The sequence below is a fragment of the Deferrisoma palaeochoriense genome (assembly GCF_054656955.1).
The window spans coordinates 1-20,974 of record NZ_BAAHXI010000055.1; the positions used below are offsets into that span (position 1 = coordinate 1).

Genomic DNA, 20,974 nt, shown 5'->3' on the forward strand with positions numbered 1-20,974 from the left:
GCGGTGCTGACGATGCATCTCTTGGAAACTCTCGATGAACTTTGCCGGCGGTACGACCTCGTGGCCATCTACGCCTTCGGCAGTCGGGCCCGTGAGGCGGCGGCGCGGGTGAGGGGCGAAGCCCCGGAGCCCGAGTATCCCAATTCCGACCTGGACATCGGGGTCCAGCCACGCCCCGGTCGGCGGCTCAAGGCCGTCGAGAAGGTGGAACTGGCCCAGGCGCTGGAGGACCTTTTTGGGGTGTCCCGCGTGGATCTGGTGGCTGTGACCGAGGCGCCGCCGTTTCTCGCCTACGACGTCGTCCGGGGAGAACTCCTGGCGTGCACCGACCCCGATGCCCAGGCCCGCTACGAACTCTACGTCCTTGCACGCGCCGGGGACCTCGCGCCCTGGTACCGGGAGCGCGTGCGGGCCATCCTAGAGGAGGGGGCTAGATGAAGTAGGGGTGGGACGTTGGGACGCGAAAGGCCGTTTGTCGCAGGTCGTAAGTCGTTCGTCGTGGAACTTCGCCCCGTCGCGGCCGGCGGCAATTGAAACCATTGACGATTCACGATTTACGATTCACGGAAGTTGACCCGTCCGCCCGTTCGCACGTCCCAGCGTCCGCACGGTGACACGACAGTCGACCTGCGGCAGTTGACACGACCAACGACCGGCGACCAACGACCTACGGCAGTTGACACGACCTACGGCCGTTGACAGCCACGGTGGGAACAAAACTTCCCACTGGCCTTGCCGAGGGCATCGGATTGCCTAGGGTGGGAAAGAAACTTCCCACATGGGAAGCGAGATGCGCAGGCCGGCGCCCTACCACAGGGTCGGGACGTGGGGGTATTCCAAGATCCGTCTGTCCTTGGTCACCAGCCTGCTGTTTGTTTCCAAAGCGGTGGCCACGATGATGCGGTCGGCGGGATCCGGGTGAAACGGGCCGGGAAGGAGCACGGATCGAAGCGCGATGCGGTTGTTCACGGGGACGAACCGGATCCCGCGAATGCGCTCGCAACGGCGCACCCAGTCCTCCGCCGGTATCGTGAGTTCCAACCGTCCCCGGGCGACGAGAAGCGCCACTTCCCACGCGCTAATGCTAGAGATTAGGACCCCTTGTCCTTTCCGAGCCTCCTCAATTTCTCGCAACGCCTCGGGCGAGAGGCGGTCCGGATCGCTGACCCACCAGACCCAAACGTGGGTGTCGAGGAGAATCACGACAACGCCTCCCAGTCGTCCTCGCCGACGGGGTCCGTGGGCCTGTCATAGCGGACCACGGTGCCACGGAGCGACGCTAGAACATCCTCCTCGGCCTCTTCCCGGTAGGGAACGATGCGCGCAACCGGCTTCCCCCGGTCCGTGACAACGAGTTCCTCACCCGTCGTCGCCACCCTTCGTAAGTATTCAAGAAGTTTGGGTTTTAGTTTGGATTTCGACACGGTGATCTGCATGGCGGCCTCCTGCGGCGTCATTCATAACCATGGTCACAATGCCACGGTCACGAGTGCCCCGCAAGGCCGCGTTGAGCCTTCTCCGCCCGTGTCGATGCCGGGAACGGCGGTCCCACGCGAGTCGCAGCCTCTGGGCGTGCCCTTGGCCCGTCCCTTGCATTCCACCCACGGGCCGGCCCCCGGCGGGGCGGTCGAACGACCTGCGGCAGTTGATCCGTCCGCACGTCCACGCGTCCCAGCGTCCGCACGGTAAAACGACCAATGTCTATCGCCCGTCCACACAAGCAATTGGACGTATGGCAGTTGGCGATGGAGCTTTGCCGTGACGTTTACGATCTGTCCGGACAGCTTCCCGGCGAAGAGCGCTATGGGATCGCCAGCCAGATGAGGCGCGCGGCGGTTTCCATCCCGAGCAACATCGCGGAGGGGGCTTGCCGGGGGACGAAGAAGGAATTCTCGCACTTCCTCGCGGTGGCCCAGGGGTCCCTGGGGGAGCTTGACACGCAGCTCGAACTGTGTGCCTCCCACCTGGGTCTCCTGCCGCCCGAGGCGGTGGAACCGGTGTTTGCGAAAATCGAGCGGGTGGGCCAGATGCTCAGCGCCCTGCGCCGCTCCCTTCGGTCAAGTTGAGCCCCCAGAGGGCCGATCTACGACGAACGACCTGCGACTTACGACCCGCGGCAGTTGATCCGTCCGCACGTCCACGCGTCCTAGCGTCCGCGCGGTAAAACGACCAACGACCCGCGACTTACGGCAGTTGACCTGACCAACGACGAACGACCTGCGACCAACGAAAGACGGCAGTTCACACGACCAACGGAATACACCATGAACTCTCCGCTCCCGAACCTCTCCAACACCCCTTTCGACCTCTTCCGCTACTTGCGGCTGCTGTGGAAGCGCAAGTGGTTCATCCTCGTGCCGGCCGTGGTGTTCCCGGTCGCGGCGGCGTGGTACGCCATGCAGCTCCCCGACCGGTACAAGTCCACCACGCTCATCCTGGTGCAGCCCCAGAAGGTGCCGACCCAGTTCGTGCCCACCACGGTGACCTCGAGCATCCAGGACCGGCTTCACACGATCAGCCAGCAGATCTTCTCGCGCACGCGGCTCGAGCAGATCATCCAGGAGTTCAACCTGTTCGAGCGGGAGCGAAAGGAAAAAACCCCGGAAGAGATCGTCGAGATGATGCGCTCGCGCATCCAGCTCCAGGTCCACCGGAACGACGCCTTTCAGCTCTCGTACATCGACGCGAACCCCCGGCTCGCCATGCTGGTCACCAACAAGCTCGCGAGTCTCTTCATCGAGGAGAACCTCAAGGTCCGCGAGCAGCAGGCCATCGGCACCACCCAGTTCCTCGAAGACGAGATCCAGCGCTACCGGGAGAAGATCCGGGAGAAGGAAAAGCTCATCTACGAGTTCAAGCAAAAGCACATGCAGGAGATGCCCGAGCAGGTGGCCGCGAACCAGGCCCGGCTCAACCAGCTCCAAAACCAGCTCCAGATCAACAACCAGAACCTGAACGCGGCCGAGGCCCGCAAGGTCCAGATCCAGGAGCAGATCGCCGAGATCGAGCGGCGGGTCGAGGAGGAGGCCAAAGCCGGCGCCGCCGCGCCGGCGGCCGGGGCCGGCCCCGACCTCAGCATCTCCCGCCAGCTCGAGGCCCTGCTCCAGGCGAAGCTCCAGGGCGGGGAGGGCCCCGAGGCCATCCAGATCGACACGAGCCGGCTCGAGGCCATCCGGGCGGAAAAGGCCAAGGTCCAGGCCCGCATCGACGCCCTGCTCCTCCAGTACACCGAGAAGCATCCGGACGTCCTGGCCCAGAAGGCCATCCTGGCCCGGCTCGAGGAGCAGGAGGCGGCCGAGGAGGCCGAGATCGAGAAGCAGCGGGCCGAACTCGAGGCCCAGCGGGCCGAGGCGCAAGCCCAGGCCCCCGAACCCGAGCCCGTGGCCGAGGAGCCGGCCCCGCCGCCCGAGCCCCCCACGCCCCAGTACCCGCCGGCCTACGACCGGCTCAAGGCCGAACTCGCGCGCCTCGAGGCCGAGATCGCCCGCATCACGGCCGAAAACCAGGACATCAAGCGCCAGATCGAGGTGTACCAGGCCCGGATTGCCGCGGCCCCGGCCCGGGCGCTCCAGCTCCAGCAGCTCAGCGAAGACTACGACAACATGAAGAACGTGCTCGAGAGCCTCATCAACAAAAAGCTCCAGGCCGACCTCTCCGAGAACCTGGAGCGCAAGCAGAAGGGCGAGCAGTTCAAGATCCTCGACCCGGCGAACCTCCCGGAAAAGCCCTTCTACCCCAAGCGGCTCCGGTACGTGGGCATGGGGTTCCTGGCCGGAATCGGCCTCGGGGTGGGCCTCGTGCTCCTGCTCGACTTCCTCGACGGCAGCATCCGGAGCCGCGACGAACTCGGCGAGGTCACGGGCACCACGGTGCTCACCGTGATCCCCGAGATCGTGACCCCCGAGACCCTGCGGCGGCGCTGGATGATCCGCCTGGGCGCGGCGGGCGCGGGCCTTGCCTGCCTCGTCATCGCCTTGGTGGTCGTACACGTCCAAGTGAAGCCTCTGCCCAAAGCGCTTTCGGACCTGTACACCCAGGTCCGCACCACCCACTGGACCACGGTGAAATAGGGAGCCTTTAGCGAACGCCAAGGCCGCGCGCGGGGAATGGCATACATGCGCATCACGATCGCAGACAGCCTCAGGGCCTCGGCCCAACGATGGCCGGAGAAGGAGGCGTTGGTTCACCGGGACCGGCGCATCTCCTATGCCTCGTTCGACGCCGAGGTGGACCGGTTCGCGAGCCTCCTCGTGGAGCACGGGGTCGCCAAGGGCGACCGGGTTGCCGTGTACATGGAGAAGTGCCCCGAGGAGGCGGCGTCCCTCCTGGCCGTCGCGCGGGCCGGGGGGATTTTCGTCGATGTGAACCACCTCCTGAAGGCGCCCCAGGTGGAGCACATCCTGCGTGACTCCGGCGCGCGGGTGCTCGTCACCACGCGCCAGCGGGCGGCCGGACTCGCCGAGGTCCTGGGCCGCTGCACCGACCTGGAGACCGTGATCCTCCACGGCCCGGGGGAAGCCCCGTTGCCCGACGGGGTGCGGGGGGTGGATCGGGGCGCGTGGGCCGAGGCTCCTTCGGTGGAGCGGCCGAACTGCCCGAGGGTCGTCGAGACGGACGTGGGCGCCATCATCTACACCTCGGGCAGCACCGGGAAACCCAAGGGTGTGGTGCTCTCCCACCGGAACCTGGTGGCCGGGGCGGAGAGCGTCTCCACCTACGTGGAGAACACGCCCGAAGACCGGATCCTGAGCGTTCTGCCGTTCAGCTTCGACTACGGGCTGAACCAGCTTACCTGCAGCCTCCACGTGGGATGCACCTGCGTGCTCATCAACTATCTCTTCCCCAACGACATCCTGAAGGCCATGGAGGCCGAGAGGATCACGGGCCTCGGGCTCATCCCGCCCCTGTGGCTCCAGCTCCTCAAGCTCGAATGGGACCACACCCGGTTCCCCCACTGGCGCTACCTCACGAACACCGGCGGGGCCATGCCGGTGCACGCCACAAGGGAACTTCGCCGCCGGCTCCCGAACACCCGGATCTACCTGATGTACGGGCTCACCGAGGCGTTCCGGGGCACCTATCTCCCGCCCGAGGAGGTGGACCGCCGGCCCACGAGCATCGGCAAGGCCATCCCCAACGCGGAGATCTGGGTGCTGAACGAGCGGGGCGAGCACTGCAAACCCGGCGAGGAAGGCGAACTCGTGCAACGGGGCGCCCATGTGGCCCTCGGGTACTGGAACGACCCGCAGAAGACCGCCGAGCGGTTCCGGCCGAACCCGTTCGCGCCGCCGGGCCTCCAGATGCAGGAGATGGTGGTCTTCTCGGGCGATCGGGTGAAGACCGACGAGGAGGGCTACATCTACTTCGTCGATCGGGCCGACGAGATGATCAAAACCTCGGGCTATCGGGTGAGCCCCACCGAGGTGGAGGACGCGCTCTACGCCACGGGGCTCGTGGAGCACGCGGTGGCCTTCGGGGTGCCCGACGAGGTGCTGGGGCAGGTGGTGACGGCGGTGGTGTCGCCCAAGGCCCCGGGCCTCGAGGCCCAGACCCTCAAGCGGGCCTGTGCCGAAACGCTTCCCAACTACATGGTGCCCCGGTTCCTCGAGGTCTGGGACCGCCTGCCCCTGAACCCCAACGGCAAAATCGACCGCAAAGCGGTGAAGAAGGAATTTTTGAGCCGTAAGGATTGAACCGCCAAGGCGCCAAGAACGCCAAGGAAAGGCCAGTTCTGGATTTGTTTTTGTTACATGTATCTGAATGCTCTATACCGTCTGGTGCTGGTGCAAATGAAAATAGACGCTGTAGAGCAGCACAGACAAAGATGATGGTGTTCTCGGCGCCCTTGGCGTCTTGACGGTTCAAAGACTGGTGTTTCCCATGGAACCAAACCCGCGCGACGATGAGATCGCCCGCCGGGTGATCGGGGCGGCCATCGAGGTTCACCGGCGTTTGGGACCTGGGTACCTGGAAGCGGTGTACGAGGAAGCCTTGGGGGTGGAACTGGGCCTCCGAGGCGTCTCGTTCGAACGGCAGGTGCCGGTGTGGATGGAATACAAAGGCCACAGGGTGGGGGAAGGCCGGTTGGATCTGCTTGTGGAAGACCAGGTTGTGGTGGAACTCAAGGCGGTCGATGTTTTGGCACCGATTCACCACGCCCAGGTGATCTCCTACCTGAAGGCCACGGGGAAGACACTCGGACTTCTGATCAACTTCAACGTGCCGATCCTCAAACAGGGGATCAAACGAGTCGTCCTGACACGGGGTGTTTGAGCCGCCAAGGCGCCAAGAAAGCCAAGGTGGAATTTTCGTGGACATGGGCTCCTGGGTTGGGGAGATGATTCAGTGGCAATCTGTCGTTTTTGTGGGTGTTGCGCCGGTGTTGAATGTGATGGGGGCGTGAGATGCTTTGGTGCTACTTTGAAGTAGAAACAAAAATAACAGTAGGTACTTCTTGGCGTTCTTGGCGTCTTGGCGGTTAACAATGCCACACAAAGCTCTTGACTCCATTCTCCGCTACTTCGCGGTTCAGGACGGTCGGCTCCTTATCGGGGGCCGCACCTGTTCCGACATCGCGGCCGAGGTGGGCACCCCGTTTTACGCCTACGACCTCGGGGTGGCCCGAAAGAAGTACGAGCGCCTTCGGGCCGCGCTGCCCGACGAGGTCGAGATCCACTACGCCATCAAGGCCAACCCCCACCCCGACATCGTGCGCTTCTTCCTCTCCCTCGGGTGCGGGTTCGACGTGGCCTCGGCCGGGGAACTCCGGGTGGTGCTCGACGCGGGCGCCGACCCTCGCAGCGTGGGGTTCGCCGGGCCGGGGAAGCGGGAGTTCGAGATCCGAGAGGCCTGCCGGGCGGGCATCGGGAGCCTCAACGCCGAAAGCGAGGCCGAGCTGGAACTCGCCGATCGCATCGCCCGTGAAGAAGGCCGAAGGCTCCGGGTGGCGATCCGGGTGAACCCGGCCTACGAACTCGTGGGCTCGGGCATGAAGATGGGCGGCGGTCCCAAGCCGTTCGGCATCGACGAGGAAGAGGTGCCGAAGGTCCTCGGGCGGTTTGCCGAGTGGCCGAACCTGGAGTTCGTGGGGTTCCACATCTTCGCCGGGTCCCAGAACCTCCGGGTCGAGGCCATCGCCTCGGCGTTCGAGGGGGCCCTAGGGGCCGTGGCCTCGTTCCTGCCCCACTGCCCCCGGCCGCCCGAACTCGTGAACCTGGGCGGCGGCTTCGGCATTCCCTACTACGCGGCCGACGAGGAACTCGACATCGAGGCCGTGGGCGCCGCCCTCGGGCGCCTCCTGCACACCCACCGGCCGCAGCTTCCGGGTATCCGGTTCGTGGTGGAGACGGGGCGGTACCTCGTGGGCGAGTGCGGGGTTTACGTCTGCCGCGTGCTGTACCGAAAAGAATCCCGGGGCGAAACGTTCCTCGTCCTCGACGGCGGCCTCCACCACAACCAAGCGGCCTGCGGCAACTTCGGCCAGGTGCTGAAGCGAAACTTCCCGATCTGCCCCCCGGAACGCCTGGGGGAAGTACCGGCAGAAACCGTCAACCTGGCGGGGCCCCTTTGCACCCCCCTCGACCGGCTCGGGACCAAGGTGGAGTTGCCCCGGCTCGAACCGGGCGAACTGGTGACCGTCATGGGGGCGGGTGCCTACGGCTACACGGCGAGCCCGCTGGCGTTTTTGGGCCACCCGCAACCGAGGGAATATGTCGTGAACGAATTCAACGCTGCCGAGGGGGAACGCCGTGCTTGATGTCGCGCGCCGATGGAAACGCTCGCTCGAGAGGAACATCGAGCGCTGGAGATACGCTAACCTGTACTCGCCACGGAACGAATCGGCGGGCATCGAACGCCACGTCCGTGAGGCGGCCGCATGGCTTAAGCGAGCCCAAGATGCGGGACACGACAGGGGGGTTTCGTACGGCCTGCGGTTTGGCGGCGAGTTCCTTCCTAGTTACCCGGAGACCACGGGTTACATCATCCCGACCTTCCTCACACTTGCCGAGGTATTCGGCGTCGAGGATTTCCGTCGTCGAGCCGTGGAAATGGGCGACTGGGAGATCCGGGTGCAGATGGAGTGCGGGGCGGTCATGGGCGGCAGGGTCGACTTCCCGCCGAGTCCGGCCGTCTTCAATACGGGCATGGTTATGCTTGGCTGGCTCTCCCTGTATCACGATACGGGGGAACAACGCTTCCTTGATGCCTCCGAGCGCGCCGCCGCTTGGCTTGTGGAGGTGCAGGAATCGGACGGCCGCTGGCAAAAAGGCAATTCCCGGTTCGCCGATGGGCGTGCGACCGTGTACAACACGAGGGTCGCGTGGGCTCTGGCGTGGCACGGCACCACAACGGGGAACGACGGATACGTCGAGGCTGCGGTGCGCAACGCGGAGTACGCCTTGCAGAGCCAAAGGGAGAACGGCTGGTTCGCCGATTGTTGTCTGAGCAACCCCGAAGCCCCGCTCGTGCACACCCTCGCCTACGCGACCCGGGGCCTCTTGGAGCTCGGAGTGCTCCTAGATCGTCAAGACTTCGTGGCCGCAGCCCGGAGAACCGCCGACGCCCTTTTGGAGCGGGTGGAGGCCGACGGCCACCTGCCCGGCCGCTTCAACGCCTCATTCGAGCCGGCCGTCAGGTGGTGTTGCATGACCGGGTCGGCGCAGATGTCGGTGATCTGGGCGAAGCTTTTCGAACAAACCGGTCACCCGGCCTACCTCGACGGGGCTCGGCGCGTGAATCGGTATCTCATGGCGCGGCACGACATCACCAACCCGGACGAACGCATCCGGGGCGGTGTGCCGGGGGCTTGGCCCGTGTGGGGCGACTACGGACGGCTCATGATCTTGAACTGGGCGACCAAGTTTTTCGTCGATGCGCTCTTGGCCGAGCGCTGCATCGCTGGGGGGGCGGGTGAACCCCATCACGAAACTTAAGCAGCGTCTGTTCCCGAAGGGGGTCCGCCGGTGGCTCTTGCGCCAGAGGAACCGGGTCGCGAACCGCACCTCCGAGGCGGCCTTGCGGGAGTCGTTTGAGCGCCTGCGACTGCCCGCCGGCGCGGTCATCTGCATCCATGCCCGATTGAGTTCCCTGGGGTATTTGCCGGGAGGCCCCGCGTCGGTCCTAAAGGCGCTCGAAAAGGCCGTCCCGCGCTGCACCATCGTCATGCCCACCTTTCCGTTCGGGGGAAGCATGGCGGATTATGTGGCGTCCGACCAGGTCTACGACCCCTTGCACACGCCTTCAGCGAGCGGGCTTCTATCGGAGGCCCTTCGAACGTTCCCCGGGGCCGTGCGAAGCCTGCATCCCACGCACCCGTGCGCGGCGGTCGGACCAGAGGCTGAGCGCCTGATCCAAGGCTCCGAGCGGTCGGCCACGCCTTTCGGCGACGAATCCGGGTACGGACGGTACACCCGCGCGCCGAACGCGTACCAACTGCTTATCGGGACCAACAGCACGAGCATCGTGCACCGGTTTCAGGAACTCGCGGAATGGCCGAACCTCTTTCTGCCAGGAGAGCGTGAGGTGCGGGGTCTCGATCATCGGGGGCGGCTCGTCACCTGCCGGGTCCGGGTTCACGTGCCCCGGGTGCCCCTGTACGTGGCGGTCCCCGACGGGAACGGAGGCTATCAGTACGTGTGGATGCCCCACTATTGCCTCCTTTTCCCGGATCGGGTGCGGCAGTCGGTCTTGCAGCGGCTACGGCGGAAAGATGTGGCCGAAGCCCTGCTCCGTCGAGACGAAGCGTTTCTGGAAAGCGGCGTCTTCACACGGAGCAAGTGTCGCGACACAGAACTCCTGGCCATACGGGTAGATCGCTGGCTCCCCCCGATTGTCGAGGAGTTGGCGCAGAACGTGCACCAGCACGCGGACGCGTACGCCCGGGAGGCGATCGAAGCATGCCTGGCCCGTGGGGAGGAGGTTTCGTAAGGCTATGCCATGTCTGATCGCCCCCCGGCCGAATGCGTCCCGCGCGAGATCTATGTGGTGGGGTCGCAATGTGGGCCCCGGAACGGATCTGAGCGCGTTCCGCCCCCGACGTTGTGGCACACCCTATGGCTTCCAACGGCGCGAAATGCAGGAGTCGAAGTCGCGATTTTCGGGGGGCCGGAACCCGGGCTGGTGGCCGGTTAGCGGGAAGACGCGGTGAAGAGCGCAGCGCACCCCGGCGCAGGGGCCGGTAGCAGTGCCGAGCGGGCGGATTTGCCCAGCAAGGGGCAGGAACGAATCCCGGATAGCCGTGTTGACACCGCGGACCTTGGGCGAAGAGCCGGGCGGGGGGCTCTGTGGCAAATGGGGGGGGGAGTCTGGCTCACCTTGGTTCGTTTGGGCGCGAGCACGATTCTCGCCCGCGTTCTGCTACCGTCGGACTTTGGCCTGTTCGGGATGGCCCTGCTGGCGCGCGAATTCGTCGTTGTCGCAGGCAATCTCGGCCTCACCGTGGGCCTGATCGCGAAGCAGGATCCCACCCCCGAGGACCTCGATACCTGCTTCTGGGGCACGGCCGCGGTTCGGGTCCTAATGTTCCTTGCGACTTTTCTCTTGGCCCCGTTGGCCGGCGTCTACTTTCGGGACCCACGGGTTGTTCCCGTGCTTCGGGTTGTTTCGTGCACTTTTCTTATGGCTCCGTTCATGGATGTGGGGATCGCCCTTCTCCGGAAACGACTTCGCTTCGGGACGCTGGCGATAATCCAAGGGGTGGCGGCGTTGTTCGAATCAGGCACCGCGGTGTTCCTTTCTTTGACCACGACCCTTGGGTACTGGGCCCTTGTCGTGGGGCTTTTGGTCAACACGGCGCTTGTGACGCTGGGCGTGCTGGTGGCCGGACGCTGGCGGCCAGGGCTGAAATGGAATATCGAGAGCTTCAAGTACCTGTTGAACTTCGGCCTGAATGGACTGGGGTTCAGCTTGAGCAACTACCTGAACCAGAACATCGATTACCTACTGGTCGGACGATTGTTGGGGGCTTCTGGGCTCGGGCTGTATGAGTTTGCGTACCGTATCCCCCACATTCTGCTCGATCGGGTTGCTAGACCGGTGGGCGCAGTGGTTTTCCCAGCACTCTCTCACGTTAGGCATGACGACAGGATGTTGGTTGCAGGCTATGTGGCGGCCGTAAAGGCGGTTACGCTAGTGACGTTCCCCTGCCTTTTCGGGTTGGCCGCGGTGGCCGATGTGGCTGTGCGGGTGCTCTGGGGCGAACGATGGAGTGCCATAGTGGTGCCGCTACAAATCCTGTGCGTGGGCGCGGCGTTCAGGACGATCGGGCAACCGGTGGGCGCGATTTTTTATTGCAAAGATCGTCCTGATCTGCCTTTTAAGTTTTCAATAATGTTGACCGCTTTTACGTTTGCTCTGGTTGCATTGTTAGGTTGGCAGCTTGGGGTGAACGGCGTTGCAATAGGCATGGCTCTAAGTGTTCTGCCTACGGTATGGATTATAAAAAAAGCGATGAAGTTGGTTGGTGCAGATTTATCTGTTGTTCTGCGAGCTATTTTACCGGCTCTGGTCGCAAGTTGTTTCACGTTTTTGATGGCCTGGTTTGTTAAAACGTGGCTCCTAAGGTTGTCCGCTTCTGCGGGTGCTTCCCTCTTTGGGGGGGTGGTGCTCGGCGCGCTAGTTTATATTGCCCTACTAAGATTAATTGACCGTGCGACATGGGAATGGGCAGTGAGTTCAATGAAAATGCTATTTCCTGCTTCCAAGGAAACATGAGGTCGTTGATAATCCCATGCGATTTGAACGAGGGTCTCAGTGAAGCGACAAAAGATACTTATTTTGGCTGGAACTCGCCCTGAAGCGGTTAAGATGGCTCCGATTATTTTGGCGTTAAGAAAGTTGCCGGACGAGTTTGAAGTGACAGTATGTTCAACTGGCCAACACCGAGCAATGTTAGACCAAGCATTTGCTGATTTTGATATATATCCAGATATTGATTTGCAAGTAATGGAGCCGAATCAAACTCTGGCCCGTCTAACGCAGCGCCTGTTGGCCGGTATTGATGACGTTCTCTCTACACTAAGGCCCGACTGGATGTTGGTCCAGGGCGATACTACTACAGTGCTAACTGGTTCCCTTTGCGCCTTCTATCAAGGGGTGAAAGTAGGCCATGTGGAAGCGGGCCTGCGCAGTTGGGATATTCGGCAACCTTTTCCGGAAGAGATGAATCGTAGAGTTGCTAGTTTAGTGGCCACATTACACTTTAGTCCTACTGCCTTGGCAAAACAGAACCTTTTGAGGGAGGGTGTCCCAGAAGCTCGTGTAGTTGTTACTGGTAACACGGTTGTTGATGCATTGATGTATATCTTGTCTGATATAAAGAAGCGGCCACCTGAATTGCCATTCAATTTAAATAAACTGCTTGAATCTTATTCCGGTTTTGTGCTGATCACCGGACATAGAAGAGAAAGTTTTGGGAAGCCTTTCGAAGAAATATGTTTAGCGATTCGCGAATTGGCAATGAGGTTTACGCAAATTGCGTTCGTTTACCCCGTCCACCTTAATCCAAACGTGCGGAAACCCGTTTGGGACATTCTCGGTGAAGTTCGGAGTGTTTTGTTGGTTGACCCGTTGTCTTACAAGCAATTTATATATTTGATGGCAAAGTCTTTGCTTGTGCTGACGGATTCCGGGGGTGTTCAGGAGGAAGCACCAAGTTTGGGGAAACCCCTGCTTGTTATGCGAGGGGTGACGGAACGACCGGAAGGTGTGAAGGTAGGGGTTGCAAAAGTTATCGGCACACGGAAGGATGATATTGTGAGAAGCGTGTCAGAGGTTCTTGAAAGGTTATCCAACAGTGGGCCGTTCACTGCTAGTGGCGTCAACCCCTATGGCGATGGACGAGCTGCAGATAGAATTGTTGCTGCTTTGCTTGAGCATAGCAACGAGTAGTGACCGGCTCTGGAGTAAAGATGAACATTGGAATAGTTTCCACATGGTTTCCACGCGGAGCGGCCTACGTTTCAAAGCTATATTTAAACAGCATCGTCGCTGCAGGGCATCGCGCCTATGTTTTTGCGAGGGGGGGCGAGGGCTATGCCGTGGGCGATCCTGAATGGGATGGGCCGCATGTGACTTGGGGTAGGCGCTTTGATGATGGTTGGACACGGGTAGACATCTCGCAGTTTGAAGCTTGGTGCAAGAAGTATGATATTGATATTATAATTTTTAATGAACAAAAGGATTGGGAGGTTGTTGAATGGTGTAATCGACGAGGGATAAGAAGTGTCGCCTACATTGACTACTACACTGAGGAAACGGTTCCGTTCTTTGGGCTGTATGACGCTCTCATTTGCCATACAAAGCGGCATTTTAGCGTTTTTAATTGGCACCCGCAGTGCTGGTATGTCCCCTGGGGCACAGACATCAGCCTTTTCAGACCCAAGATGTGTGGCCCAACAAAGTTTCCAATTTTCTTCCATTCAGCGGGTATGGGCGGCATAAATCTACGAAAGGGAACGGATTTGGTGGTGCAGGCATTTCGGCAACTCAAAGGTGAGTGCCGACTCGTTATCCACTCGCAAGTGCCAGTTGAATCCTACGGGGAAATCGGGCGGTTAATTGCGACCACTGAGAATATAGAGTTTGTGCATGCGACCGTAGAACCTCCGGGTTTGTATTCTAGAGGCAATGTGTATGTGTACCCCAGTCGCCTGGACGGACTAGGGTTAACCCTACCGGAGGCTTTGGCCTCTGGTCTGGCTTGTGTTACCACTGATGAGCCTCCTATGAACGAATTCGTTAGACACGGTGAGACCGGCTTATTGGTAAGAGTTGCAAAGAAGAGGAAGCGCTTTGACGGCTATTATTGGCCAGAAGTCGAATGCGATCTTGGGAGCCTTGTTGATTGTATGCAGTTTTTTGTTGATAATGCTAATACTATTAGCCGGTTTTCGTGCGCTGCCAGGGAATATGCGGTGCGTTTTTTGGATTGGGAGAAAAACGCTATGCTGTTGCGACAATGTCTTGAAAGTGTGGTTAAATTAGAAAGATCCGACGAGGCGAAGAAGCTTGGAGTTAAAGCGCTTTCTTTTTCTAAGAAGCAACGATGGGAAAGGAAAAAACGACTACTACTAAACAAGGTGAAGAACAAGATCAGAAAAGCACGATTCCGGAGGGAAGCCGCTAGCTGAAGGGGAGGTAAATTGGGTCAGGTGGTTATCGCTCTTTCCCAGAACCCATGGGTTGGTCCATGGATGAACCGCCAGCAGATCTTGAGTCGGTTGGCGAGGCGCGGTTGGGAGGTCATTTACGACCAGGGACCGCTGACGTTATGGGAGAGGGGAGGGGACAGGTGGCGCCAGGCCGGCTGGCTCCCGCGTTTGGGGGAGAGCGACGGAGTTGTTCTGGCCCAGCCCGGGAAGGTCTTAACGCGCTGGCCCACGGTGCCAGTATGGGACGATATTGTGCTTCGCGCGCACGCGCGGTGGTTGCGCGCCGTGGCGAGGCGGCACAAATGCTCGGGGCGCTTGATTGCCTGGGTGACACACCCTTCGTATCTGCCGCTGGTAACGGCTCTAAGGCCGCACAAGGTGATCTATCACGTGTACGACGCCTATTCGCTGAGTCGGGGGTGGAACGAGGGAATGGCCCAGGTCGAAAGGCGATTGGTCCAGAGAGCCGACCTTATCGTGGCCGTTACGGAGGCCATGGCTCGGTTGCTGCCGGCGGGGGCGCATGGGAAGACGCGGATCCTACCGAACGGTGCGGATGTGGCCGCGTTTGAGAAGGGCTCTGTACTCCCTTGCCCGCGGGATTTGGAGCAAGTGCCACGTCCGAGGATCGGGTACGTTGGGAACATAACCCAGAAGGTGGATCTAAGGCTGTTGCGGGACCTGGCCGGGCGACGGCCGGAATGGCATTGGGTGTTGCTCGGACGATTTGTGAGGGGGGGGAGCGACCCGGCGGCCCTCGAGTTCGAATTGCTTTGGGAGGAATCCCAGAAGTTGCCGAACGTCCATTACCTGGGAGAGAAGCGCCACGAAGAACTTCCCGCCTACGTAGGCCACATGGACGTGAACACCATGCTCTACCGTACCGACGGTTCGGGTTGGTGGCACGCGGGGTACCCGTTGAAACTCCACGAGTACCTTGCGGTGGGCAAACCGGTGGTGTCGGCGGACATCGCAGCGGTGCGGGAATTCGGTGGGGTTGTCACCTTGGCGCGAGGCGCTGTGGAATGGGAAGCGGCGATTCAGTCTGCCCTTGAGGAGGACGGGCATAAGTTGACCGAGAAACGGCGCTTGGTAGCAAGGGAGAATTCGTGGGACCACCGTGTAGACGTTTTGGAATCGTACCTGAGAGATCTCTTTCAGTAGGGGGGCAAGAAGGAGGGATCGGAATTGGACCTTTTATCGGGCATTCAGACCGTGCTCGCCACGACACTGGGGGGAGGCTATCGCGCAGAGGCGTTACGAGAGGACGCGAAGTTGCTAGGGGCCATCCCGGAGCTCGATTCGATGGCCGTGGTAAACGTCATAGCGGCAATTGAGGAACGCTTCGGCGTCTTATTTGAGGACGACGAGGTTACGGCCGAGATGTTCGCGACCGTGGGCACGCTTTGCGAGGCCGTGAGGCGGAAGCTGAATGGGGGGTGATGGCCCGGTGCGACCGTTCTTCCTAGGGGGGCCGGGAGGCTCTTGTTTTTGCGTCGCCTTCGCCCCGGACGGTGCCCGGTCGGCCGTGCTGTACGTCCCTCCGTTCGCCGAGGAGGCCAACAAGGCCCGACGCATGGCCTCGTTGCAGGCAAGGGCGTGGGCGGAACGCAGCGTTGCGACGCTGCTCCTCGATCCATACGGCACGGGGGACAGCGAGGGGGACTTCGGGGATGCACGCTGGGAGCGCTGGGTGTCGGATGTGGGCCAGGGGATCGAGTGGCTACGGCAGCAAGGCATGGAGAAGGTCTGGCTCTGGGGGCTTCGGACCGGGGCGCTTCTGGCGGCGCGGTGCGTGGCCGAGGAGAGCGGGCGTGTAGAGGGGGTGATCCTCTGGCAGCCGGTCACCTCAGGCGCGCTTTATCTCCGGCAGTTCTTGCGGTTGCGGTTGGCGGCTGACCTTCAGGGCCCGAACCGGGAAACCACGAAGGACTTGGAGGCGCGGCTGGCGGCCGGCGAGGTGTTGGAGATCGCGGGCTACGACCTCCACCCCGATCTGGCCCGCGCGCTCGCAGAGGAAGATGTGGCGAAACTCGTTCCTCCCGCGGGGCTCCCGGTATGGTGGTTCGAGGTCGGGAGCGGCGAGGAGCCGAGCGTTTCCCCGGCGTCGGAGCGGGTGATCGCCGCGTGGCGAGGGGCGGGCGTCTGCGTCGAGGCGAGGGCGGTGGCGGGGTGCCCGTTTTGGGCGACCCACGAGATCACGGAGTGCCCGGCGCTGATCGAGGCGACGACAGCCGTCTTGGCCAACCGCCAAGACGCCAAGGTCGCCAAGGGGAAGGGCGCGGGGTGAACCGCGGATACGCGGAGGACGCGGCGGTTCCGGCTCTCCGGGGCAAATGCATTGGGGCGGTCCGTGGCTGCGTTGGGCTGATGGAATGAGACAACTGACGACCCCCAACTCTCACAAACCTCTCCGCGCTCTCCGCGCCTCGGCGGTTCGGATGTTGGGGTTTTCCGCGCCTTCGGGGTTCAAGACTTGGCGCTCTTGGCGTCTTGGCGGTTTGATCCATGCCCCGTGAGGTTCCCTTCGTGTTCCCCTGCGAGGGCGAGCAGCTCCTCGGCATCCTCCACCTGGCGGACTCGCCCAGCCCCACCGGCGTGCTGGTCGTCGTGGGCGGGCCCCAATACCGGGTGGGCAGCCACCGCCAGTTCGTGCTCCTGGCCCGCGACCTCGCCGCGGCGGGGATCCCCGTGCTTCGGTTCGACTACCGGGGCATGGGCGACAGTTCCGGGGATCCCGTGGGCTTCGAGGGGTGCGGGCCCGACATCCGGGCCGCGGTCGACGCGTTCTTCGCCCGGTGCCCGGGCCTCGAGCGGGTGGTGCTCTGGGGCCTTTGCGACGCAGCGTCCGCGATCTGTTTCTACGCCGCGACCGATCCCCGGGTGGAGGGGGTGGTTCTGCTAAACCCTTGGGTGCGCACGGAGGCCGGCGAGGCCAAGGCCCGGGTAAGGCACTACTACACCCGGCGTCTTCTCGACCGGGAGTTCTGGGCCAAGGTGCTGACCGGGCGCTGGGAGTGGCGCGCCTCTGTCGGCTCCTTTTGGGCCACCGTTCGGCGCACCTTTCGGCGGGATGACTCGGAGGGGTTTACAGCTCCGCTTCCGGAACGCATGGCGGTGGCTCTGGAATCCTTCGAGGGCCGGATCCTTCTGATCCTGAGCGGCAACGATCTCACGGCCGCCGAGTTTCTCGACGTTTGCTCCTGCTCTGATCGGTGGGGGCGGATTCTGGCCCGCCCGGACCTTACCCGTCACGACCTCCCCGAGGCGAACCATACGTTCTCGCGGCGGGCATGGCGGGACCGGGTTGCCGAATGGACGCGGGCATGGACCCTGGGGGCCGCATGAAACGCGTGCTGATGATCGCGTTCCATTTCCCGCCGTTCGTGGGAAGCAGCGGGGTGCAGCGTACGTTGGAGTTCCTGCGGCACCTACCGAACTTCGGATGGCAGCCGGGTGTGGTCACCGTGCATCCCAGGGCGTACCAACGGGTTGATTTCGAGACCCTCCAAAAGGTGCCGTCGGGTACCCCCGTGTGGCGGGCACCTGCTTGGGACACCGCCAGGCATCTGGCGGTGCGGGGACGGTACGCAGGGTGGATGGCGGTGCCGGACCGATGGGGAAGCTGGATTCCGTTTGGGGTGCTCACGGCTCTGCGGGCGGTTCGCGAGTTCCGGCCGGACGTCATTTGGTCGACGTATCCCATCGCATCGGCCCACGCGATCGGTTCGATCGTTCATAGGATTACAAAAGTTCCCTGGGTGGCGGATTTTCGCGATCCCATGGTGCAGCCGGAGCACGGCTATCCTCGTGTTCCCCTCCAGAGGCGAGTCTGGGCCCGGATCGAACGGACGTGCGCGGTGCAGGCGTCCGCCTGTGTTTTCGTTACCGAGGGCGCGGCTCGCACATACGAAAACCGTTTCCCGGGGAAGATCGGGACCGCAGTGATCGAAAATGGCTACGACGAGGAGGCTTTCCGGTCTGTCGACGGGGTCGCCCCCGCCAAAGCGCCGCCGCTGTGCATCGTTCATTCGGGGGCGCTCTACCCCCGAGAAAGAGACCCGCGCCCGTTTTTCCGGGCGCTGGCCTCGTGGGCGGCCAGTATCGGCGCGAAGGATCTGCAGGTGAAGTTCGTGTTCCGCGGCGCGGGAGGAGAGGCAGACTACGCCGCATGGGCGCGGGAGGCCGGCGTGTCGGCTTTGGTTCGGTGGTGTGATCCTGTCCCGCATCGGCAAGCCGTCAGTGAACTCGCCGGTGCGCATGGGCTTTTGTTATTGCAGGGCGCATCATGCAACGACCAGATTCCCGCGAAGGCGTATGAGTACCTGCGCACCCGCAGGCCCATTCTGGCTTTGACGGATCCCGAGGGTGACACGGGCCGACTCTTGCGGAAACACCCTGGCGTGTGGCTGGCGCCCCTGGAAGATGAGGCGAAGATCGTGGTGGCGCTAAAGGAGTTCCTGGCACATGTGGCGCGGGGGCCTTGGACGTTTGAGCGAGAGCGGTTGGAACGATATTCGCGGGAAATGAGGGCGAGGGAGTTGAGCGAACTCCTCTCGGAAACGGTGGGCACAGCCGCCTTCGCGAAGCGCCGGAATGGCGCCGCGGGCGGCCGTGGGTGAACGCATGGGGACTCCCTTCCCCCGGTTTGGGCGGTGCCTCTCGCTTGGGAAAAAGGCCCAAAACTACCTTCCCGGGCTTCTTTCCGGCGACAAGGTTTGGGCTCGGGACGGGAGGACGGCACTTTGGGTGGCGTTCCGTGCGGCCGGGGTCGGACGCGGCAACGCCGTACTTGTTCCGAGTTTCCACTGCCCCACGATGATCGCCCCCGTCGTCTGGGCTGGGGCCGAGCCCGTCTTTTACGACCTGAAGGAGGGCGACTCCCTTGAGCCCGACCTTGACCACATGCTCTCGGCGGCGAGGGGAGCGAAGGTTCCCGTGGCGGCGGTGGTTGTGGCGCACTATTTCGGCAAGCCCCAGGCCCGGGCGGTGTTGGAGGAAATCCGCAGGCTCTTCCCCGGTGCAGCGCTCGTGGAAGACTGCGCACACATGGCCTATGTGGATGATACGGGGCGCCACGTGGGGCGGAGTGCAGACTTCGTATGTTTCAGCATTCGGAAGTTCTTCCCACTGCCCGACGGCGGACTCGCGGTCGGGTCCGGGCTTCGGCGGCGCGCCTTGGGCGTGCGCACCTCGCTTCGGGGCGAACTCCGGCCCGTTGTCCGCCTTCTCGAGGCGATCGCGGCCCGAGGCGGAGAGGCGGGTGAGAGGGAGGCGCAACCCCGTACGCCGCCCCCGGGGGGCGATGTGAACGACGAAAAGGAGAGCGTGGCACCACGGTTCCCGGAAGCGATGTCCTCTGTTGCGCGCGCCTGCCTGTGTTTGATGTCGGAAGGGGCGGAAGCCAGGCGCCGGAACTGGGACGTGTATGACCGGGTCTTCGGGGCCGCTTCGGCGCGGCTGCCGTGCCGACCGGTTTTCCACTCGCGGCCAGCGGTGCCCTACGTTTATCCGGTGCGGGTCTTGCGGGAGCCCGACCGTGTTTACCGGCAGCTCCGGGGCGCCGGAATTCCGGTGCTGCGTTGGGACGCCACATGGCCGGGCATGCCGAAGCCGAGGGGGAGCCTCCGCCAAAGGCTGGCACACGAGATCTTGCAGCTGCCCTGCCGTCAGGGGGTAGACCGGGCCTCGGCAGAGTTTGTCGCGAGCGCGGTCGTAAGGGAGATCGGACGTGCAGCGTGAAGGATGGGCGCTTGTGCCCATCGGGGAGTTTCCCCGGTGGGCCGAGGTCTGGGCTTCGCTCAATCGTGGTGTCGCCGGCGACAACCCCATTCTGAACCCCGACTTTGTCGCGCCCGCAATAGAATGCTTTGCCAGTGGGCAGGAAACGCTGGCTGTGCTGTTTCGCGAAGGAGAGCCCTCCGGGGCCGTCATTTTATCCCAAGGCATACGGCTCGGATGGGAAGTGTGGTGCCCGTCGCAGTTGGTGGTCGCGCCGGCCATCGTCCCGGGGGACCTCGGGCAGAGAGAGTTGGATGATCTGTTTGTTCGTCTGGGTCCGACGGCGCGCCGCCTGACGTTTTGGCGCCAGGATCCTTTTGTTTCTTCTTTTTGGGAGTCCGCGCTCGATCCGCGGAGAATCTGCGCCACTTCATACTGGGAAACTATCTCTGTGGATACCATTGGATCTTTTGAAGACTACTGGGGCGGGCGCGCTCCAAAGTTCAAAAAGGAACTCGACCGAAGGCTTCGGCGCGCGGCGGCACAATGGGGAGAGCTCGATTTTCGGGTGTTGCGGGCACCTGACGAAGTGGTCCGTGCCGTAGACCGCTACGGCGAACTCGAATCGCAGGGTTGGAAGGGGAAAGAAGGAACGGCTCTCCATCCAACGAACGAGCAGGGCCGGTTTTACCGCGAGGCATTGCGCCGATTTGCGGAACGGGGTTGCGCCACTGTTTTTGAGTTGTGGGGGGGAGGAACGATGGTCGCAGCGCGCCTGTGTATCAGCAACGCGGACGGATTTTTCATAAATCTAAAAACGACGTATGCGGAAGAATACAAAAAAATGGCGCCGGGGATTCTGCTGCTCTACGAGTCGCTACGAGCGCTGTTCTCTGATCCTCGAGTGAAGGTGTGCGAGTTCTATACCAATGCCGACGAGGCGAAGAAAAAATGGGCGACAGCATCGCGGCATTTGATCACGGTAGAGGCGTTTCGAGGACGATTGCTCCCGACGTTGCTCAGAATGCGGCGCTCTCTGGTTCCTCGGAAGCCAGGAAAGACCGCGGCAGCAATCGGGGCCTCATACGCGGGGGAGATGTGAG

The 20,974-nt window shown here is 62.5% G+C and carries 20 protein-coding genes and 1 pseudogene; 19 read left to right on the forward strand and 2 right to left on the reverse strand.

Annotated elements, in window-relative coordinates:
- Positions 1–438, forward strand: a 438-nt coding sequence (locus ACYQ8L_RS13980) for a nucleotidyltransferase domain-containing protein (protein WP_459942425.1), incomplete at its 5' end; no start/stop codon positions are given.
- 369 nt (positions 439–807) lie between these two features.
- On the opposite strand, the gene ACYQ8L_RS13985 is transcribed toward ACYQ8L_RS13980, so the two are convergent.
- Together ACYQ8L_RS13985 and ACYQ8L_RS13990 are read right to left on the reverse strand one after the other, a co-directional pair.
- The gene (locus tag ACYQ8L_RS13985; RefSeq protein ID WP_459942426.1) at positions 808–1,203 is read right to left on the reverse strand and encodes a type II toxin-antitoxin system VapC family toxin; all 396 of its coding nucleotides are present in this window, start codon (positions 1,201–1,203) and stop codon (positions 808–810) included.
- Entirely contained in the window at positions 1,200–1,436 is a 237-nt protein-coding gene (locus tag ACYQ8L_RS13990; RefSeq protein ID WP_459942427.1) for a type II toxin-antitoxin system Phd/YefM family antitoxin, read from the reverse strand. Before ACYQ8L_RS13990 ends, ACYQ8L_RS13985 begins: the two co-directional genes overlap by 4 nt.
- A 261-nt stretch (positions 1,437–1,697) precedes the next feature.
- On the opposite strand from ACYQ8L_RS13990, the gene ACYQ8L_RS13995 reads away from it, so the two are divergent.
- From ACYQ8L_RS13995 to ACYQ8L_RS14080, 18 genes and pseudogenes are all read left to right on the forward strand, one after another.
- Positions 1,698–2,066 (forward strand): four helix bundle protein, encoded by a 369-nt coding sequence (locus ACYQ8L_RS13995; RefSeq protein WP_459942428.1) that lies wholly within the window; start codon positions 1,698–1,700, stop codon positions 2,064–2,066.
- Between the two features lie 198 nt (positions 2,067–2,264).
- Positions 2,265–4,070: an XrtA system polysaccharide chain length determinant gene (locus tag ACYQ8L_RS14000; RefSeq protein ID WP_459942429.1), complete on the forward strand. Its 1,806-nt coding sequence runs from the start codon at positions 2,265–2,267 to the stop codon at positions 4,068–4,070.
- A 45-nt stretch (positions 4,071–4,115) separates the two neighbouring features.
- Entirely contained in the window at positions 4,116–5,693 is a 1,578-nt protein-coding gene (locus ACYQ8L_RS14005) for an acyl-CoA ligase (AMP-forming), exosortase A system-associated (protein ID WP_459942430.1), read from the forward strand.
- A gap of 187 nt (positions 5,694–5,880) precedes the next feature.
- Positions 5,881–6,273 (forward strand): GxxExxY protein, encoded by a 393-nt coding sequence (locus tag ACYQ8L_RS14010; protein ID WP_459942431.1) that lies wholly within the window; start codon positions 5,881–5,883, stop codon positions 6,271–6,273.
- Between the two features lie 211 nt (positions 6,274–6,484).
- Positions 6,485–7,756 carry a pyridoxal-dependent decarboxylase, exosortase A system-associated gene (locus ACYQ8L_RS14015; protein ID WP_459942432.1) on the forward strand — a complete coding sequence of 424 codons (1,272 nt, stop codon included), beginning with the start codon at positions 6,485–6,487 and terminating at the stop codon, positions 7,754–7,756.
- Complete coding sequence (locus ACYQ8L_RS14020; RefSeq protein ID WP_459942433.1) at positions 7,749–8,933, forward strand: hypothetical protein; 1,185 nt, start codon at positions 7,749–7,751, stop codon at positions 8,931–8,933. Before ACYQ8L_RS14015 ends, ACYQ8L_RS14020 begins: the two co-directional genes overlap by 8 nt.
- Positions 8,872–9,501, forward strand: a pseudogene (locus ACYQ8L_RS14025) (AAC(3) family N-acetyltransferase); the annotation flags it as partial. The gene ACYQ8L_RS14020 and the pseudogene ACYQ8L_RS14025, both read left to right, overlap by 62 nt.
- Before the next feature lie 21 nt (positions 9,502–9,522).
- Complete coding sequence (locus tag ACYQ8L_RS14030) at positions 9,523–9,927, forward strand: hypothetical protein (protein WP_459942450.1); 405 nt, start codon at positions 9,523–9,525, stop codon at positions 9,925–9,927.
- A gap of 216 nt (positions 9,928–10,143) precedes the next feature.
- A complete protein-coding gene (locus ACYQ8L_RS14035; RefSeq protein ID WP_459942434.1) occupies positions 10,144–11,712 on the forward strand; it encodes a lipopolysaccharide biosynthesis protein in 1,569 nt (522 codons plus the stop codon).
- A gap of 39 nt (positions 11,713–11,751) precedes the next feature.
- Positions 11,752–12,888: a non-hydrolyzing UDP-N-acetylglucosamine 2-epimerase gene (gene wecB, locus ACYQ8L_RS14040; protein ID WP_459942435.1), complete on the forward strand. Its 1,137-nt coding sequence runs from the start codon at positions 11,752–11,754 to the stop codon at positions 12,886–12,888.
- A gap of 20 nt (positions 12,889–12,908) precedes the next feature.
- On the forward strand, positions 12,909–14,129 hold the full coding sequence (locus tag ACYQ8L_RS14045) for a glycosyltransferase family 4 protein (protein WP_459942436.1): 1,221 nt from the start codon (positions 12,909–12,911) through the stop codon (positions 14,127–14,129).
- A gap of 411 nt (positions 14,130–14,540) precedes the next feature.
- Entirely contained in the window at positions 14,541–15,314 is a 774-nt protein-coding gene (locus ACYQ8L_RS14050) for a glycosyltransferase (RefSeq protein WP_459942437.1), read from the forward strand.
- A gap of 24 nt (positions 15,315–15,338) precedes the next feature.
- Positions 15,339–15,593 (forward strand): acyl carrier protein, encoded by a 255-nt coding sequence (locus tag ACYQ8L_RS14055; RefSeq protein ID WP_459942438.1) that lies wholly within the window; start codon positions 15,339–15,341, stop codon positions 15,591–15,593.
- Positions 15,583–16,440, forward strand: a complete 858-nt coding sequence (locus tag ACYQ8L_RS14060) for a hydrolase 2, exosortase A system-associated (protein ID WP_459942439.1) — start codon at positions 15,583–15,585, stop codon at positions 16,438–16,440. Before ACYQ8L_RS14055 ends, ACYQ8L_RS14060 begins: the two co-directional genes overlap by 11 nt.
- 218 nt (positions 16,441–16,658) lie before the next feature.
- On the forward strand, positions 16,659–17,498 hold the full coding sequence (locus ACYQ8L_RS14065; RefSeq protein WP_459942440.1) for a hydrolase 1, exosortase A system-associated: 840 nt from the start codon (positions 16,659–16,661) through the stop codon (positions 17,496–17,498).
- Entirely contained in the window at positions 17,495–18,772 is a 1,278-nt protein-coding gene (locus ACYQ8L_RS14070; RefSeq protein WP_459942441.1) for a glycosyltransferase, read from the forward strand. The genes ACYQ8L_RS14065 and ACYQ8L_RS14070 overlap by 4 nt, the downstream gene beginning before the upstream one ends.
- 4 nt (positions 18,773–18,776) lie before the next feature.
- The gene (locus ACYQ8L_RS14075; protein WP_459942449.1) at positions 18,777–19,892 is read left to right on the forward strand and encodes a DegT/DnrJ/EryC1/StrS family aminotransferase; all 1,116 of its coding nucleotides are present in this window, start codon (positions 18,777–18,779) and stop codon (positions 19,890–19,892) included.
- Complete coding sequence (locus ACYQ8L_RS14080) at positions 19,882–20,973, forward strand: GNAT family N-acetyltransferase (RefSeq protein WP_459942442.1); 1,092 nt, start codon at positions 19,882–19,884, stop codon at positions 20,971–20,973. The genes ACYQ8L_RS14075 and ACYQ8L_RS14080 overlap by 11 nt, the downstream gene beginning before the upstream one ends.
- Position 20,974: the final 1 nt, after the last annotated feature.

What these genes read in the sequence shown, in the direction of transcription:
- ACYQ8L_RS14000 (WP_459942429.1), top strand. Translation starts at nt 2,265, where the DNA reads ATGAACTCTCCGCTCCCGAACCTCTCCAACACCCCTTTCGACCTCTTC.
- ACYQ8L_RS14045 (WP_459942436.1), top strand. Translation starts at nt 12,909, where the DNA reads ATGAACATTGGAATAGTTTCCACATGGTTTCCACGCGGAGCGGCCTAC.
- ACYQ8L_RS14005 (WP_459942430.1), top strand. Translation starts at nt 4,116, where the DNA reads ATGCGCATCACGATCGCAGACAGCCTCAGGGCCTCGGCCCAACGATGG.
- ACYQ8L_RS13995 (WP_459942428.1), top strand. Translation starts at nt 1,698, where the DNA reads ATGTCTATCGCCCGTCCACACAAGCAATTGGACGTATGGCAGTTGGCG.
- ACYQ8L_RS14065 (WP_459942440.1), top strand. Translation starts at nt 16,659, where the DNA reads ATGCCCCGTGAGGTTCCCTTCGTGTTCCCCTGCGAGGGCGAGCAGCTC.
- ACYQ8L_RS14075 (WP_459942449.1), top strand. Translation starts at nt 18,777, where the DNA reads ATGGGGACTCCCTTCCCCCGGTTTGGGCGGTGCCTCTCGCTTGGGAAA.
- ACYQ8L_RS13990 (WP_459942427.1), bottom strand. Translation starts at nt 1,436, where the DNA reads ATGCAGATCACCGTGTCGAAATCCAAACTAAAACCCAAACTTCTTGAA.
- ACYQ8L_RS14015 (WP_459942432.1), top strand. Translation starts at nt 6,485, where the DNA reads ATGCCACACAAAGCTCTTGACTCCATTCTCCGCTACTTCGCGGTTCAG.
- ACYQ8L_RS14060 (WP_459942439.1), top strand. Translation starts at nt 15,583, where the DNA reads ATGGGGGGTGATGGCCCGGTGCGACCGTTCTTCCTAGGGGGGCCGGGA.
- ACYQ8L_RS14010 (WP_459942431.1), top strand. Translation starts at nt 5,881, where the DNA reads ATGGAACCAAACCCGCGCGACGATGAGATCGCCCGCCGGGTGATCGGG.
- ACYQ8L_RS14070 (WP_459942441.1), top strand. Translation starts at nt 17,495, where the DNA reads ATGAAACGCGTGCTGATGATCGCGTTCCATTTCCCGCCGTTCGTGGGA.